Origin of the sequence: Plantibacter sp. ME-Dv--P-122b (genome assembly GCF_030209375.1) — a bacterium.
Lineage (GTDB): Bacteria > Actinomycetota > Actinomycetes > Actinomycetales > Microbacteriaceae > Plantibacter.
The window spans coordinates 222,687-239,018 of record NZ_JARVSC010000002.1 but is presented as its reverse complement, the minus strand read 5'-3'; the positions used below and the strand labels follow the sequence as shown (position 1 = coordinate 239,018).

Annotated in this window: 13 protein-coding genes; 1 reads left to right on the top strand and 12 read right to left on the bottom strand. The window is 68.5% G+C overall.

The window, feature by feature from the left end:
- Positions 1-61 precede the first annotated feature (61 nt).
- From QRN19_RS04570 to QRN19_RS04540, 7 genes are all read right to left on the bottom strand, one after another.
- The gene (locus tag QRN19_RS04570) at positions 62-2,200 is read right to left on the bottom strand and encodes an alpha-amylase family protein (protein ID WP_285025507.1); all 2,139 of its coding nucleotides are present in this window, start codon (positions 2,198-2,200) and stop codon (positions 62-64) included.
- Positions 2,197-3,102 (bottom strand): carbohydrate ABC transporter permease, encoded by a 906-nt coding sequence (locus QRN19_RS04565; RefSeq protein WP_502928029.1) that lies wholly within the window; start codon positions 3,100-3,102, stop codon positions 2,197-2,199. The genes QRN19_RS04570 and QRN19_RS04565 overlap by 4 nt, the downstream gene beginning before the upstream one ends.
- Positions 3,099-4,064: a carbohydrate ABC transporter permease gene (locus tag QRN19_RS04560; protein ID WP_502928028.1), complete on the bottom strand. Its 966-nt coding sequence runs from the start codon at positions 4,062-4,064 to the stop codon at positions 3,099-3,101. Before QRN19_RS04560 ends, QRN19_RS04565 begins: the two co-directional genes overlap by 4 nt.
- Positions 4,064-5,368: an ABC transporter substrate-binding protein gene (locus tag QRN19_RS04555; protein ID WP_285025505.1), complete on the bottom strand. Its 1,305-nt coding sequence runs from the start codon at positions 5,366-5,368 to the stop codon at positions 4,064-4,066. The genes QRN19_RS04560 and QRN19_RS04555 overlap by 1 nt, the downstream gene beginning before the upstream one ends.
- A 75-nt stretch (positions 5,369-5,443) precedes the next feature.
- Entirely contained in the window at positions 5,444-6,373 is a 930-nt protein-coding gene (locus tag QRN19_RS04550) for a D-2-hydroxyacid dehydrogenase (RefSeq protein ID WP_285025504.1), read from the bottom strand.
- Entirely contained in the window at positions 6,363-8,438 is a 2,076-nt protein-coding gene (locus tag QRN19_RS04545) for a beta-galactosidase trimerization domain-containing protein (protein WP_285025503.1), read from the bottom strand. The genes QRN19_RS04550 and QRN19_RS04545 overlap by 11 nt, the downstream gene beginning before the upstream one ends.
- Positions 8,435-9,319: an NAD(P)-dependent oxidoreductase gene (locus QRN19_RS04540; RefSeq protein ID WP_285025502.1), complete on the bottom strand. Its 885-nt coding sequence runs from the start codon at positions 9,317-9,319 to the stop codon at positions 8,435-8,437. The genes QRN19_RS04545 and QRN19_RS04540 overlap by 4 nt, the downstream gene beginning before the upstream one ends.
- Positions 9,320-9,467: 148 nt before the next feature.
- On the opposite strand from QRN19_RS04540, the gene QRN19_RS04535 reads away from it, so the two are divergent.
- A complete protein-coding gene (locus QRN19_RS04535; RefSeq protein ID WP_285025501.1) occupies positions 9,468-10,295 on the top strand; it encodes a hydroxypyruvate isomerase family protein in 828 nt (275 codons plus the stop codon).
- On the opposite strand, the gene QRN19_RS04530 is transcribed toward QRN19_RS04535, so the two are convergent.
- The 5 genes from QRN19_RS04530 to QRN19_RS04510 are packed head-to-tail and all read right to left on the bottom strand — an operon-like array spanning position 10,265 to position 16,188.
- Positions 10,265-11,212, bottom strand: coding sequence for an amidohydrolase family protein (locus tag QRN19_RS04530; protein WP_285025500.1), 948 nt, complete (start codon positions 11,210-11,212; stop codon positions 10,265-10,267). The two genes, QRN19_RS04535 and QRN19_RS04530, sit on opposite strands and share 31 nt — an antisense overlap.
- Positions 11,205-12,515: an MFS transporter gene (locus QRN19_RS04525; protein WP_285025498.1), complete on the bottom strand. Its 1,311-nt coding sequence runs from the start codon at positions 12,513-12,515 to the stop codon at positions 11,205-11,207. Before QRN19_RS04525 ends, QRN19_RS04530 begins: the two co-directional genes overlap by 8 nt.
- On the bottom strand, positions 12,512-13,825 hold the full coding sequence (locus QRN19_RS04520) for an MFS transporter (RefSeq protein WP_285025496.1): 1,314 nt from the start codon (positions 13,823-13,825) through the stop codon (positions 12,512-12,514). The genes QRN19_RS04525 and QRN19_RS04520 overlap by 4 nt, the downstream gene beginning before the upstream one ends.
- A 45-nt stretch (positions 13,826-13,870) precedes the next feature.
- Positions 13,871-14,812, bottom strand: a complete 942-nt coding sequence (locus tag QRN19_RS04515; protein WP_285025495.1) for an amidohydrolase family protein — start codon at positions 14,810-14,812, stop codon at positions 13,871-13,873.
- Entirely contained in the window at positions 14,809-16,188 is a 1,380-nt protein-coding gene (locus QRN19_RS04510; RefSeq protein WP_285025493.1) for a homoserine dehydrogenase, read from the bottom strand. Before QRN19_RS04510 ends, QRN19_RS04515 begins: the two co-directional genes overlap by 4 nt.
- Between the last annotated feature and the right edge of the window lie 144 nt (positions 16,189-16,332).

Here is a 16,332-nt window from a genome sequence, read left to right as displayed (position 1 = left end):
TCGGGGCCGACACCGCGCGGTGCCGACCCCGATCAGCAGGCGTGAGCCCGCATCTCCCGCCTCAGGAGGTGAGCCTGACCATCCCGAGTTCGCGGACGGTCGGGAGCTCCACGATGATCGTGCCGTCGACCACCGCCAGCGGCGCCGGCGTCCGCCGATCGTCGAGGACCACCTCGGCCGAGAGCTCGGCCGGCACGACGGGACGCCCCGTGGCCTCCGACAGGCGGGTGGCGTCGATCCGCACCCGGATGCCGGTGAGCTCCGTCACCGCGCGCTGCTGGCCGCGCATCGCCAACGGATCGGTGAGGTTGGCGAACGCGAGCGTGAACGCCTCGCCGTCCGTCCACGCCGCCGCATCCAGGAACCCCGGGCCGTCGATGTGGACCAGACTCGACCCCCCGAGCGCGGCCTCGATCGTGTTGCCGAGCAGGGTGAGGTGGTCTCCGAGGAGCGTCTCGTGGTACAGCTCGGCGAGGTTGAACCCGATGACCTGGACCGTCCCGGCGCCCGCCGGCACCGTCCCGCCAGCGTCCGACGCGACCAGCGACGCACGGAACACCGCCGGGTCTACGGCCTCCCCTCGCGGGTAGACCTCTTCCATGGGGAGGTCGGGGTGATCCGGTACGAACCGCCAGTGGACGCTCGCCTCGGCGCCAGGCGCGAAGCGGGCCAGACGGGTTCCTCCGATGATGCGGTCCGCGCCGTCGAGTCCTGCGGCCAGGACGCCGTCGGACGCCCGTTGCACGTAGTTGTTCCGGACGACCCCGGCCGAACGGGCGGTCAGCGGCGCGCCCGTCAGCTCGGTCACGAGCGGTGTACCCCTGTCGATCAGGGGGCCGGCCCCCGTCACCACGAGCTCGCCGCCGCCCTCGACGAAGGCACGCAGTGCGGCGGCGGACCGCTCGTCGATCTCGTCGATCTCGGGAAGGACGACCACCCTCGTCTCTGGCAGCCCGAGCCGGTGCAGGCCACGGGGGCCGACGAACTCGAACGGCGTCCGCAGCTCGACGAGCGCCTGGTACATGCCGGAGGCGGCCCGTCGCGTCCGGGCGTCGGCGAAGGCGTTGTCCACGTCCCAGACGCAGACTTCGGCGACCGGGCGCGACTGCTGCCAGGTCGCGCCGATCTCGCGATGCAGCGTGAACGCCCGCTCGACCGCCGGGATCCAGCGTGTGTCATGGATACGCGCCGCGAACTTCGTGAACCACGGGAACGCGCCGTGCACGAAGCCGTCGACGATCCAGCCCACGGTCTCCTGACCCGCGTTGACGGAGTCCTTCCAGCGATACCCGTGCGACTCGGGCCCGACGGAGGTGATGAGCCCGACGGGCTTGTCGGGGTGGATGGACCGGGTCCGCTTCGCGTCACGGCCGGCCGCCCACTGGGTCTCCCCCTCGTTACGCGCCTGGTGGTCGACGAGGAAGAACGGGACGTGCAGACGGGCGACGTCGTCGCGAAGCTCGCCCGCTGCGAACGACCCGAGGTTGGGGATGAAGCGCACCTCCGGCTTCACGTCCTGGACCGCCGCGTCCCAGTGCGCGACCAGGTCGCTCAGCCGCTCCCGACGCCATCCCCGATAGGCCTGCCAGGACGCTCCGTCGACGGCGTCGCGCGAGGTCGGCAGGGCGAGCCCGGACGCCGCGCGGAAGCGTCGTTGCGCGGTCTCGGTGTATCCGGGTCCATGGCCCTGCCACCGGTTCGCGAACACCGCGTCGATGTCGTAGTCCGCGGTGACCTCGCGTGCGACCTCGGTCGTGAACTCCCAGTTATAGCCGCCGAACGCGTCCGTCACGTAGGTGCCCGGGTGCGCCCAGTGCTCCTGCAGCTCCCCGTCCTCGGTACGGGCGATCCACTCGGGGTGGGCCTCACGGACGTCCCGATGGACGGCGTGCGGGTCGATCCGAGCCATGACGACCATGCCACGACTCCGTGCGAGGTCGACGATCTCGCCGAGGAGATCGCGGTCACCGAGGTGCCGGCTGCGGTAGTGCAACGGGATCGAGGTCGGATAGAACGCGATGTACCCCCCGGCGCTGATGCAGATGGCGGTCGACGCGGTCCGGTCCATGACGTCGGCCCACGCGTCGAGGTCGAAGTGGAGCGGGTCGTCCTCGACGAAGGTCAGTTGTGTCCACCGTTGGTCGCCGGAGAACCAGGCGATCGTGTCGGTACCGGTCGTGAGCGGCTGTGTCGTCGTCATTTGATTCCCGTCGTGGCGATGCCCTTGATGATGTACTTCTGCGCGAAGAGGAAGAAGAGGAGGATCGGGACGAGCGAGATGAGCGACATCGCGAACATGATGCCGATCCCGCTCTGCGTCTCCGTGTCGACGAGCGATTTGAGCGCCACCGGCACCGTGTACAGCTTCGTCTTCGTCAGGTAGAGGAGTGGTCCGAAGTAGTCGTTCCACGTCCAGATGAAGGTGAAGATCGTCGTCGTGATGAGTGCCGGCTGCATGAGCGGCAGGATCACCGACCAGAAGATGCGGAACGGGCCTGCACCGTCGAGCATCGCCGCGTGGTCGAGTTCCCGCGGGATGGTGCGGATGAACTGCACCATGAGGAAGATGAACACCGCGTCGGTCGCGAGGAACTTCGGGATGAGCAGCGGCGCGTAGGTGTTGATCCATCCGAGCTCCGCGAACAGGATGTACTGCGGGATGATCAGCACATGGAACGGCAGCATCATCGTCATGAGGGTGAGGCCGAAGTACAGCTTGTTCGCCCGGAAGTTCAGCCGGGCGAGCGCGTACGCCGTCACGGAGCAGGAGAACAGGTTGCCGACGATGGCCCCGACGGCGATGAGGCCGGAGTTGAGGAGGAACGCCGTGAAGGGCGTCCCCAGGGAGTCCCATCCGTCCACGTAGTTCGACAGCGTCACCTCGCTCGGGATGAGGCCCGTCTGCGACAGGATCAGGTTGCTCGGCTTGAAGGAGCTCACCACCATCCACAGCAACGGGTACAGCATCAGCAGCGCGAACACCACGAGGAGGATGTGGCGGATGATCCGCCGTGGTCGGCCGGCGTCCCGATTGCGCCGGGTGGGCGTCGGATCGGGGTCGGCGGGCAGGGCGTCGAGGGTGGTACTGGTGATGGCCATCATTCGTCTCCGTAGTGCACCCAGCGGCGCGAAAGGATGAAGTTGCCCGCCGTGGCGATCGCAATGACGATCAGGAGGACCCACGCCATGGCAGCGGCGTAGCCCATGTCGAAGTTCACGAATCCCTCCTGATAGATGTAGAGGGTGTAGAACAGCGTCGAGTCGAGGGGTCCGCCCGTGCCGCCACTAACCACGTGGGCTTGGGTGAACGCCTGGAACGCGCTGATCATCTGCAGGATCAGATTCAGGAAGATGATCGGCGTGAGCAGCGGGATGGTGATCGACCAGAAGCGTCGAACCCGTCCGGCCCCGTCGACCTCGGCGGCCTCGAGGAGCTCGTCGGGGACCTGACGCAGTCCGGCCAGGAAGATCACCATCGGCGAGCCGAAGGTCCACACGTTGAGGATGATCAGCGTCCACGGCGCGGTCGCGGGGTTCTGCAACCAGCTGTCAGCCTCGATGCCGAAGAACCCGAGCACCGTGTTGATCAGCCCGGCGTCGCCGAACAGCTGGCGCCAGAGGATCGCGATCGCGACGCTGCCGCCGAGGAGCGAGGGCAGGTAGAAGGCGCTCCGGTACAGGGACAGCCCACGGATCCCCTTGTCGAGGATGACCGCCAGGAACAACGCGAAGGCGAGCTGCAAGGGCACCGAGACGAGCACGTACAGGCCCGTCACGCGTGCCGACGCCCAGAACCGCTCGTCGCCCATCATGCGGGTGAAGTTGTCGAACCCGATGAACGACGGTGCGGTCAGGAGGTCGTAGTCGGTGAAGGCGAGGACGGCGGAGGCGATGAGCGGTCCTGCCGTGACCGCGATCATCCCGATCATCCACGGGAGGAGGAAGACGTGCGCGACCCAGCCCTGCCGCTGGTGGGAGGCCCGACGCCGCTTCCGTCCGGTCGTCGTCGCGGATCCGGTCGTCCCGGTCCGCACCTCGGGCTCGCGTTTCATCGTGAGGGTCATCAGTTGCCCACCGAGGAGGAGACGGCCGAGACGAAGTTCGAGGCGGCCTTCGAGACCGAGGTGTTCCCGAGGGTCACGCCTTCGAGTTCGCGGATCATCACGGTGCGCCACGAACCGGAACCCGCGGGAGCCTCGTACCGGGGCCGCTGCTCCATGGCCGCGATCTCGCGGGTGGTCGCGATCACCTTCCGCTCGTCCGGGGTCGCCGACGGCTCGTACTCGTCGAGGAGAGCCAGGCTCGGCGGTGCGCCGGCCGACAGCCCCACGAGCTTCAGCAGGTCGATCGAGTTGAGGTTGTAGCTCATCAGCGCACCCGCCGCGTCGACGCGGTCGTCGTCGATGCCCGCGTACATCGCGAACCGGCTGAAGTAGGTGAAGTGGTATCCGGGCGCCGCGTCAGCGAGGGCCGGGACGTCCCGCTGCCGGAACTCGTAGTCGGGGAACGCCGCGGCCTCGTCCACGATGTGGTTCGAGTTGGCGAACGTCGCGAGCACCTTGGCGCCGGTGTCGGACCAGCCGGGTTCGATGCCGTCCTGCTCGCTGATGCTGGTGGTGGCGCCGGCCTTGCGGAGCTGCTCCCACCAGTCGATCCATGCGGCGACGCCGTCCTCACTCGCGGCCAGCCTGCCGTCCTTCGACCACAGGTCCTCGCCGCGCTGGCGCAGGAACGACTCGAAGGGCATGTCGTGGTACGCGCCGTACGTGGTGCCCTTCCGGCCTGCGGCGTTGTTCTTCGAGTAGTCCGTCAGGAACTCGGCCAGACTGTCCCATGTGAGCGTCTCGGGGAGTGCGACGCCGTCCTCGTCCATGAAGGTCTGGTTGTAGCGGAGGACCGGGGAGAACATCGACTTCGGCAAGGTGTTCAGCTCGCCGTCGATCCGGAAGAGGTCGAGTTCGGCGTCGCTGAACGCGGACAGGTCGAGCGTGCCGACGTCCTCGAGCGGTCGGTAGATCTTCGCGTCCCGGTAGGTCAGGACGGCCGGCGACGGGATCCAGAAGACGTCCGGCACGTCGCGCGCGGCCATCTGTGTCGTCATGCGCTCCTGGTAGGCGGTGTAGTCACCGAACTCCGGCTCGATCGTGACGTCGCTGTTCTGCTTGCTGAACAGGTCCATCCCGGCCAGGTAGGCCTTCTGGCGTTCAGCGCCTCCCCACCAGGCGAAGCGGATGGTGGTGGTACCGCCGGCACCGGAACCACCTCCGATGGAGCAGCCGGCGAGGGCGAAGGCTCCGAGGGAGAGTGCGCCGACTCCGGCGTAGGTGAGGAAGCGTCGTCGGCTGACGTCCTGCGGGATGTTCGACATGATGTCCTTCTTTCGATACGGCGTTGTATGAGTGGTGACGGTGCTGCGATGACGGCGCTTCCAGGACGCCGGAGATCAGGCGAGGGAGCTCGGGTCGACACGGTTGACGAGCGGTTCCCCCGTGACCCGACGTCGGAGGTTGTCGAGGAAGATCGCGGTTCCGCGATCAGCGGTGGCGGTCGTGGTGGCCCCGTTGTGCGGAGTCACCACCACGTCGTCCCGCGACCAGAACGGGGAGTCCGCCGGCAGCGGCTCGACCGTGTGCGCGTCGAGACCGGCTCCCGCGACGGCACCGGAGTCGAGGGCCGCCAGGAGGTCTGCGTCGACCACGATGCCCCCTCGTGAGACGACGATGACGGAGGCTCCCGGGCGGAGCGCCGACAGGACGCGGAGGTCGATCGCTCCGCGCGTCTCCACGGTGAGCGGAGCCGTCACGACCAGCACGTCACACCGCCCGGCGAAGTCGAGGACCTCTTCCGGTCGGTACAGGCGCTCGACGGCGACCGGAGTGCGTCCGACGTCACGACGGAGGCCGATGACGGTCATGTCGAAGGCGCTCGCACGCGGCGCGAGGGCGGCGCCGATGTTGCCGAAGCCGTAGATGCCCATCGTCTTGCCGGCGAGCTCGCCGTGGGTGAACCGGTCCCATCTGGCCTCGCGGGCGGCATCAGACCAGCGACGTCCGCCGCGGTCGAGCTGGAGGGCCAGCAGCATTGCGTGCTCCGCGAGCGGGACCGCCCCGTTGCCCGCCGAGGACGTCACTGTGACGCCGCTCCCACGGAGAGCCGGTCCCACCTCGGACTCGACACCGGCGGCCCAGGAGTGCACCCAGGCGAGCGCCGGCAGCCCGGGCAGTTCCTCGTCGCGCACCCGGCCTGCGACGATCGTGGTCGCAGGGTGGGCGGTCTCGTCGTCGAGGACACGGACCTCGGGGAGGTCGCTCCGGATACGCGAGCGCACGGCGTCCGCCTGGCCGCCGCGGACGAGGACCACCTCAGGCGTCATCCCGCTCGCCTCCGTCCGGGATCACGACGACCGCTGCGTCCACGACATCGACGATTTCGACGAGGAGATCGTCCGCGACCGTCGACACGGTGACGTCGACGTCGGCGGCGGTCACGTGGTGGACGCGGGTGCCGGCGGCGTCGGCCGCCCTCCCGGGGAACCGCAACCGGGTTCCGCGGACCGGGACGGTGGGACCGAAGGAGTTCCGACGTTGACCGGAGTGGTTGAGCACGTGCACGACGAGGCCTGCTCGTGAACGACCGACGGACACCTCAACGTGTTCGCTCGCCTCGACCTCCACCGTTCCATCCTCCCCGACGGCGTCGATCACGAGATCGGCGATCAGGTCGCGAATGGCCGTGAGCCCGAGCTCACGGTAGGCCGCTCCGACGGTCCAAGGAACCTGTGTGGCCCGTCCCCGACCGAGCGTGAGCACACCGCAGGCCGACGCCGGTCCGACCGAGTGACCGTAGGCCTTCTCGGGCGGTCCGTATGGCGCTCGAGGGACGACCGGGTGGCGCAGCTCGGCGTCGGAACGCCACGCCAGGGTGTGCAGCCGCCCACGCACGGGCACGAGCTCCGAGCCTTCGACCGACGGCCCACCGCCCCGTTGGACGTAGCTCGACTTGAGCGCCTCCGCGTCGTCCTCGAGCGACCGTTGCTGCGCTCCGGGCAGCCAGGAGACCACGGAGCCGTCGGAGCGGATGCCGGACCGCCCCGTCGCGACGATCCGTCCACCGGCGCGGACGAACGCCTCGAGGGCGGCGTCCTCCTCGGCGGTCGGGGAGATGAGATCCGGGAGGACCAGCACGCGGAAGCGTCCGAGGTCCACAACGGGCAGTGACTCGGCCGGCACGACGTCGACGGCGACGTGCCGTTCCAGCAGGGCGGAGAACAGGCCGCGGAACTCGGCGACCGACGCCAGCTGCACCTCGGCGGGCGCCGCGAGCGGGTTCGGTCGGACGACACCCACGTCGGCCGCGGGCGACAGTCCGGCGTAGACCTCGGCGTGGTCCCGATGGAAGCGCGTCACGACCCCGGCCGGAGCGAGACAGGCGTAGTCGATGAGCCCGGCCGGCCCCATGATATACGTCGACGGGTTCGCCCCGCGCGACACCGCCTGGAGGAGGTACTGCGCGAACATCTCCGGCTGCTCGCTCGCCAGCCGGTACGGCATGTCGACGAAGGCGACCGCGTTCACCAGGACCGGCTTGCCCGGCTGCGCGACCCGGAACGCGCTCACCGACTCACTCGTCGCGTGCGGCCAGAGCGGACGACCGAGGGCGTTGTTCGCCTCGTGGAACAGGATGTCCGCTGAGCGGCCCAGGATGAGCCCCGCGTGGGGTGCTCGGTCGGCGATGTGCCCGCGGATGCGCGCCGTCAAGCGGTCGATGGTCGCCGCGGCGAACCGCTTCCACTCCAGGTAGCCGGGATCACCGGCGAACGACGGCAGCCGCTCGATCCCGGTCTCCCGGACGAAGGCCTCGGCGCAGGCGTCGCAGTGGCAGACACCGTGGACCCGGCCTCCGTAGTCCACCTCGTTGAACCCGAACCAGTTGAAGAAGAATCCGTCGACGGGATAGGCGTCGAGGATCTCGTCGATGATGTCGAGTGACCGGTCCTGGTAGTACCCGGCACTCGGGCAGACGCTCACCAGTCCCTCATAGACCTGGCGTTCGCCATTCGGTGACCGGAAGCACCACTCGGGGTGCTCGTCGGCGACGCGGGAGGCGACCTTCGAGAAGTCCATGCGGGCGAGGAGCCGGACGCCACGACGATGCGCGGCGTCGACAGCGTCTCCGACGAGGTCGCCCCCGGGTCGCTCCTCGAGCAGTGGGTTCCTCGACTGGAACGGCAGCGTCGACGGGAAGTGCGAGAGGATGCCGCCGACGTTGAGCAGCCAGACGCCGGCACCGTGCTCCTGGATCGCGTCCAGGACCGTCTCGACGTCGAGCAGCGCGTCGATCTCGCGCAGGTTCGTCTGGAACATGTCGAACGGCTCGTGCCACCATCCCGGGCGGACGTCGGCGGTCTCGACGGCCGCGCGCGGTTCCGTGACGGTCATGCGTGCGCCCCGCCGTTCATCGAGCGGGCGAGCTCGACGAGCGCGGAATGATCGGATCCGCCCTGGCCGCGGGCGACCACCGAGCGGACCAGCTGTGCGACGAGTCCGGTCGCCGGCAGGCCCACGCCGGCGGTCCGGGAAGCCGCTTCGACGATCGCGAGGTCCTTCGCGTGGAGCTCGGACCGGAAGCCGGCCCGGAAGTCGTCCGCCAGGACCGAATCGGTCTTGCGTTCGAGGACGGTGCTACCGCCGAGACCCTTGCGGATCACCGAGAGCGCCGTCCCCACGTCGACGCCCTGCGCCTCGAGGAAGACGACCGCCTCGGCGAGGGCCTGCAGGTGGAGGGCGACGACCAGCTGGTTGGCCGCCTTCACGACCTGGCCGCTGCCGCTCGGGCCGACGTGCACCACCGAGGCGCCGACGGCCTGCAGGACCGGCCGCCACCGCTCCAAGGTGGATGACTCCCCGCCGACCATGACGGAGAGGGTGCCCTCGCGGGCGCCTGCCTCGCCACCGGACACCGGGGCGTCGAGTGCGCCGTGGCCCGCCTCGATGAATGCGGCGGCCACGTCGCGAGCCGTCTCCGGCCGGATCGTCGACATGTCGATGTAGTCGGCCCCGTCGGCGAGCTGTGCGAGGATCCCGTCCGCGCCGAGCGCGACCGATTCGACGTCCGGCGAGTCCGGCAGCATCGTGATGACGAGTTCGGCACCGACGACGGCCTCGCCGACGGAGTCGGCCACGCGGAGGCCGACGTTCCTGGCGGCCGATCGGCTCGCATCGCCGCGGCTGAACCCCGTCACGTCGTGTCCGGCGGCGGCGAGGTGCTCCGCCATCGGGCGCCCCATGACGCCGAGTCCCACGAATCCGATGGTCGTCATCGTCTCTCTTCCTGTCGTCGTTGTCGCCCGGTTGATCGAGCTATCGATATACCAAGACAAGAAGTGAGCTCCATCGCCCCGGCGTTGCGTTCGAGTATTTCGATATACCAAACTGGTGTCAAGCACCCCGATCGAAAAGGAACGAACAATGCAGTTCTCCGCAAACCTGTCCATCATGTTCACCGAGGTGCCGTTCCTCGAGCGGTTCGGCGCCGCCAAGGCCGCAGGGTTCGACGACGTCGAATGCTGGTGGCCGTTCGCCACGCCGGTCCCCGAGGAGACGGAGCTCCAGGCCTTCCTCACGGCGATCGAGCGGGCGGAGGTCTCGCTGCGGGCGATCAACCTGTACGCCGGCGACATGCCTTCCGGCGACCGCGGCGTCCTCTCGCACCCCGGTGCGGAGCATCTGCTCGCCGACAACACCGCGGTCGTCGCCCGCATCGCCGAAGCGACCGGCTGTCGCACGGTCAACGCCCTCTACGGCGTCCGGCCCGACGGGATGCCGGACGACGTCCTGCGCGAGACCGCCGTCGGCAACCTGCGGCGCATCGTCGCCGTCCTGGCTCCGCTCGGGGTCACGGTCGTCCTCGAACCGTTGACGAACGGCGAGAACGGTTCATACCCGCTGACGACCGTCGACGACGCGTTCGACGTGCTCGACCGCGTGGACCACCCCGACGTCCGACTCCTGTTCGACGCCTACCACCTGCACAACAACGGTGCGGACGTCATGCGGGACGTCATGACGCACGTCGGACGGATCGGCCACGTGCAGATCGCGGACAGCCCGGGACGCGGCGAGCCCGGTTCCGGGACGATCGACTTCGCCGCCTTCTTCGATGCGCTCACGCGGAGCGGGTACGAGGGCTTCGTCGGATGTGAATACCGACCGTCAACCTCGACCTCGGAGAGCCTCGGCTGGCTCACGACGTTGTCGCGGACCGATCAGGCCGCGTCGAATCGCTCCGGCGCGTAGATCCGGTCCGCGGTGCCCTGGAAGATCGCCGACTGCTCCCCCGCAGTCAAGGTCTCCGTGCTCTCGAGGTACGCGTGGAGGAGCCCGGCGTAATCGGTGAACATCCCGTCGACAGGGAAGTTGCTCCCGAACATCACCCGATCAGCACCGAACAGTTCCACCAGCGTGAGCAACGGCTCCCGGACGAGTCCGGTGGACCACGGCGTACCGGCGACGCACAGCCCGGAGGCCTTCACGACGACGTTGGCGTGGGCCGCGAGGCCGGCCATCGCCTCCCGCCATCCGGCCACGGTGTCGGGCTCGCGATCGAGCAGCACTCCGGCGTGGTTGACCACGATGGTCGTCTCAGGCACGTCGGCCGCGAGGTCAGAAGCCTCATGGAGGTTCCACCACGGTGTCTGCAGTTCGAAGTGCAACCCGTGCATCGCGAGCGCCGTGTACCCGCGTCGCCAAGCAGGATCGCTCATGAGGGTCCGTCCACCGACCCTGGCCTGGGCGACCGTAGCCGGTCCGCCCGGCTTGTGACGGACGCTCCGGACGAGCGGATGTGCGGCCTGCGCAGCGACGACCTCAACGGCGTCCGGAGCGTCGAGCCAGACCTGCGCCACCATCGCGCCGGGGACGCCGGTCGACGCCGCCAGTCCCTCGACGTACTCCGTCTCCCCCAGCGGGTCGGTCGGGTCCCATTCCGCCTCCATGTACACGCTCGCGACGACACCGAGGCCGACCGTGTCACGACGGTAGTCCGCCGGCAGGTAGCTCTGCTTGATCGCGCTGTAGTCGCCGTACCGGTGCGGCACGAGCACCCCGGGAAGCAGCCACGGGTGCCGGTTCCGCTCGAGGTCCCACACGTGGTGATGGGCGTCGACGACGGGGCCGGCGTAGCGGACGCCTCCGGTGCCCTCAGACTCAGGCACGGGACGTCTCCGTCGGTGCGTTCTTCGTGACGCCCGAGAAGTTGATCATGAGCGATGCGGCGAGGTACACGGCGGCTGCGATCGCCAGGAAGATCAGCACCGCGGTGTAGCCACCAGTGACGTCGAGCAGGACACCGGCGACGATCGGCACGATGATGCCGGCTGACGTCCCGGCGAAGTTCATGATCCCGCCGACGAGTCCGACCTTCTCCTTCTTGGCCAACATGGCCGGGATCGTCCAGTAGAGACCGCCGAACAGGTTGAAGAAGACTCCGATGCAGAGCAGGGTGACCGCGAGTGCGGCGTCCGTGACGAACGGGAGCGAGATCAACGCGACGAGGCTGAGTGCGCCCGATCCCCCGAACAGCAGCTTGAACGACCGGTTCCGACTGAAGATCCGCTGCAGCCGGTCCGCGAGGAACCCGCTGAGGATCTCACCGAGGGCGCCGCAGAGGAAGATCAGGAACGTCGCGAAACCCATCGCCTGGAGGTCGAGCCCGCGGGCGTTGCTCAGGTAGCTGGGGCCCCAGGTCACGAGACCCCAGAAGACCATGGCCCAGCCGAACCGACCCACGACCATCGCCGTCGCGTTCCCGCGGGTCACGCCGGGTTTCTCCTCCTCAGGACCGCCGGCGACCGTGATGAGCTCCACCTCGGCGCGGTTCACGAGGCGGTGTTCGCTCGGGAGGTTGCGGATGTACAGGAACACGCAGAAGCCGATGACGACCGTGGAGACGCCGATGATGATGAACGACCAGCGCCAGGAGCCGGTCGCGGTGATGAGCCAAGCGACCAACAGGCCGCCGAACGCTGCACCGAGTGGTGCGCCGGAGTCGATGAGCGTGACACCGGTCGCACGCCGTTTCGGTGGCATCCAGTTGGAGACGAGCTTGGACGCCGCCGGCATGTACGGCGCTTCGAAGGCCCCCAGTCCGAGCCGCGCGAGGATCAGCATGACCCCGTTGACGGCCAGGCCGGCGAACGCGGTGAACGTGCCCCACACGGCCGAGGCGATGCCGATGATCCGGCGGGGCCCGAACCGGTCGGCGGCGAGGCCGCCGGGGATCTGCATGAGACAGTACGTCCAGAAGAACGCGCTGAGGATGACACCCTGCATGGTCGGCGTGAGCTCGAACTCGCCGACGATGCTGGGCATCGCGACGCCGAGGGAACTGCGGTCGATCGAGTTGATCGTGTAGAAGAGGAAGAGCACGACGACGACGCTCCAGCGGATGTTCGTCGCCCTCCCCCCGCTCGGACCCTGGACGGATCCGGGCGCGGTCCGCTGATTGTCGGCGGTCATGGACGGTCTCCTTCGACGGTGACGAGCTTCGGGATCTGGGCGTCGCCGCGGCGCGCCGAGCGGACGGTGAGGACGAGGACCGCACCGAGGACCATGAACCCGGCCGAGACGATCAGGGCGATGTTCGGGCTCCCCGTGGCGTCACGGACGAAGCCGATGAGGTACGGCGCCGCGAAGCCGGCCAGGTTGCCGGTCGAGTTGATGAGGGCGATGCCGCCCGCGAGTGCCGTGCCGGTGAGCATGGCCGTCTGGAAGCTCCAGAAGATCGCCGGGATGGCGAGGGCACCCGCGTTGGCGAGGCTCAGCCCGATGATGCCGAGTACGGGGTTCGGACCGGCGATCACGCAGATGACGAAGCCGAGGAAGCTCAGCCCGAAGGCCGCAGCGATGTGCTTCTTCCGCTCCTGGTGTCGGTCCGAGCTGAAGCCGAAGACGACCATCGCGACCATGGCTGCGATGCTGGGGATGGCGGAGATGAAGCCGATCTGGAGCGTGCCTTCGACGCCCAGTCCCTGGATCAGGCTCGGAAGCCAGAAACTGATGCCGTACAGGGCGAAGTTGTAGGAGAAGTAGATGAGTGCGAGCAGCCAGATGATCGGGCTCCGGAACACGTCGCGGAGCGGTGTGTGTCCTGTCGGCGGGCGCTCGGCTTCGAGCATCTCGCTCAGTCGAGCCTTCTCCGCGTCGTCCAGCCACGGAGCGGTCCGGTGGTCCTCGCGCAGGAACTTGAGGATGACGAAGCCCAGGATGACCGTCGGGACCGCTTCGATGATGAACAGCCACTGCCAGCCCTGGAGGCCGAGCGACAGGTGCGTCGCGTTGAGGACGATCCCTGAGAGCGGTCCGCCGACCACACCCGAGAAGGCCAGTGCCAGGTAGAACACGCCCCAGGCCCGGCCCCGGCGGCTGGCCGGGAACCACTGCGCCATGTAGAAGAGCACGCCGGGGATGAAGCCCGCCTCGGCGACGCCGAGGAGGAATCGCATGAGGTAGAACATCCACTCGGAGTCCACGAGGAACATCAACCCGGAGATGATCCCCCAGGTGATCATGATGCGCGCGATCCAGACCCTGGCACCGACCTTGGCGAGGATGAGGTTCGACGGGATCTCGAAGATGAAGTACCCGATGAAGAACACCCCGGCACCGAGGCCGTAGACGGCGTCGGAGAAACCGAGGTCCGAGGACATCTCGAGTTTCGCGAAGCCGACGTTGACGCGGTCGAGGTAGGAGAGGAAGAACCCCATCATCACGAGGGGGAGGATTCTGAGTGCGATCTTGCGGAAGAGTTTGTCGTCGTTGACGCCCATGGGTGGTCCTTCGGGTGGCTGTGGATCGGGTGTGGGGTGGGTGGTTCAGTCGTCGAGCGTGACGCGGTACACGCGGGCGGCCGTCCGCGCGAAGAGCTGGTCCAGCTCGTCACCGGTCGCGCCGGGGAGACCGCTGAGGACCGTGTCGAGGACCTCGCCGAAACTCGGGGCCGTCAGGGTGGCGACCGGGAGGTTCGAGGCGAACATCGAGCGATCGACCCCGAACACCTCCACGGTCTCCGCGACGATCCGCTCGTTGGAGGCACGCTCCCAGCGGTTGCGCGGGAGTCCGAGCTCGGAGACCTTGACCGTGGTGTTGGGCAGGGCCGCGAGCGCGCGCATCCCGCGACGCCAGACGTCGAGTCCCGCTTCGGACCGGTCGAGGGGAAGCCCGCAGTGGTTGACGATCACTGGGATCCCGGGCAGATCACGGACGACCGCAGCCGCGTCTTCGAGGTGCCAATAGGGCACCCGCAGATCCCAGGAGAACCCGTGAAGCTCGAGCTGGGCGAGACCGGCGAGCCAGACGGGGTCTTGCATCGTGCCCGGTGCGCCGTCGATCGACGCCGCTTCCGCAGCGGTGGCTGAGGTCACGGGCTTCGACCGGATGCCGCGGACGAGCCCGATCTCGGCGTGCTCGGCGAGCACATCGCCGACGTCCGGCCGGGCGAGCGAGGCGTGCGCGACGGCTGCGGCCGGAAACCTCGGGTCGGTACGGTGCAGGCCCTCGAGGAAGCGGCTCTCGTCGACCTCCTGCGCGCGGGAGCGCTCCGCTTCGACGTGCACGGTGCCGACCACGCGGTAGCCTGCGGTCGCCTCGCGGTACTGTGCCGGGAGGAAGGTGTGCAGCATCCCGGTGTAGTCGCCGAGGAAGAACCGGTCGTTGTACTCCCCCTGGAGCCACGGATAGTAGCCGGGGCCGTCGAAGTCCCAGAAGTGGTGGTGCGCATCGAGGATGCGGATCTCGTGCGGGTCGACGGCCGTCATGCGCCGAGCTCCCGGCCCACGGCGAAGGCGTCCCAGAGTCGCGAGTCGAATCCGTCGATGTCCTGGAGGGTGATGAGTTCGCCGGAAGCGACGGGTCGAGCGAGCGCGGCACCGTCGAGGAGGTAGAACGGTGCGACGTCCGGCGCGGTGTCGACCGTCGCCCGGAGTACGGGGGCGACGCCGTCGATCTCGTGGTGGTGGCCGGCGACGCTGAGCTCGGTGCCGATCGGGAGATCGCGCACGGCGCGACCGGCGAGGGTCGCGTGCTGCCGGGGCTCTGCCGGCACGCGGTGCGCGGAGACCGCCTCGAGGACGGACAGCGGCGTCTCGACGCCCATCAGGTGGTACGGGGAGAAGATGCAGGCGTACCGACCGTCCCTGCTCACCACATGTCCCTTCTCGCGGAGCATCTCCCAGGTGGCGGCGTCGCCGGTCTCGACGATGACGAACTCGCCACCGGCGAAACTGGCTTCGCCCGGGAGGCGGAGCATGCTGAAGACGTCCGCCGCGCCGCGTGCCCCGAGGACGCCACCGTGCTCACGGAGCGCGTAGATGTCGGCCAGTTCGTCCGGTCGCGCGACGGGGTAGTGCATGGCCTCGACATCGGGGATGTGACCGGAATACTGTGACACGACAGCCATCTCGCAGGAGTCGGCCGCCGCCGCCCGCTTGAACGCCTGCACCGCGGTCGCTCGCGCGTCGAGCGTCGCGATCCGGTCGTCACCGAGGGTGAGGAGCGCGCCGAGTTCCGGCGCGTGCAGCTCCTCGCGCAGCTGGCGCACGACGCCGGTGGAGGGATCGAACACGAGGTCGTACTCGCTGGACTTGCCGACGGCGACGACGGGCAGGCCGACGGACCTGACCCAGGTGAGCAGGGCGATGAGGTTCGCGGGCTGGTCGCCCATCCCGGGAAGGTAGGCGACGCCTGCATGCTTCGCGCGGTCCGCGAGGTAGACCCCGGACAGGCTCTCGACCTCCTTGCTCACCATGACGATGTGGCGCCCCTGTTCGATCGCGCGCTCGGCGAAGGTGAAGCCCGCACGGGTGTTTCCGGTCGCCTCGACGAGGACGTCGTACGCATCCGGGGCGAGCAGATCGATGTCGTCGACGAGCGCGATGCGTCCCGCCTCGACCGCCGTCGACACCGCGCTCGCATCCCCACAGACCGTCCAGGAGTCGTCCGGGTAGCCGAGGTCGTCCAGGAGCGCGGACGCCGCACCGAGGTCGAGGTCCACCAGGACCGATGCGCGCATGGTGTCCAGGCGCTTGAGTTGCGCGAGGAAGGTCCGGCCGAACCCCCCGCTCGCGCCCGTGACGGCGACGGAGATCGGTCCGCCGTCGGTCGTCGCGATGATGGAAGCTGCTTGGTGGGACATCGTGTGTCGGGTTCCTCTCTGAACGACGGGCGCGACCCTCACGCTTCACATCGATTCACACAAACTATGGTCGATCTATACTATTGTCAATTATCAACACAGATATTCACATTGACGGGGACGAGCACCAGCCCTCCGCGACGA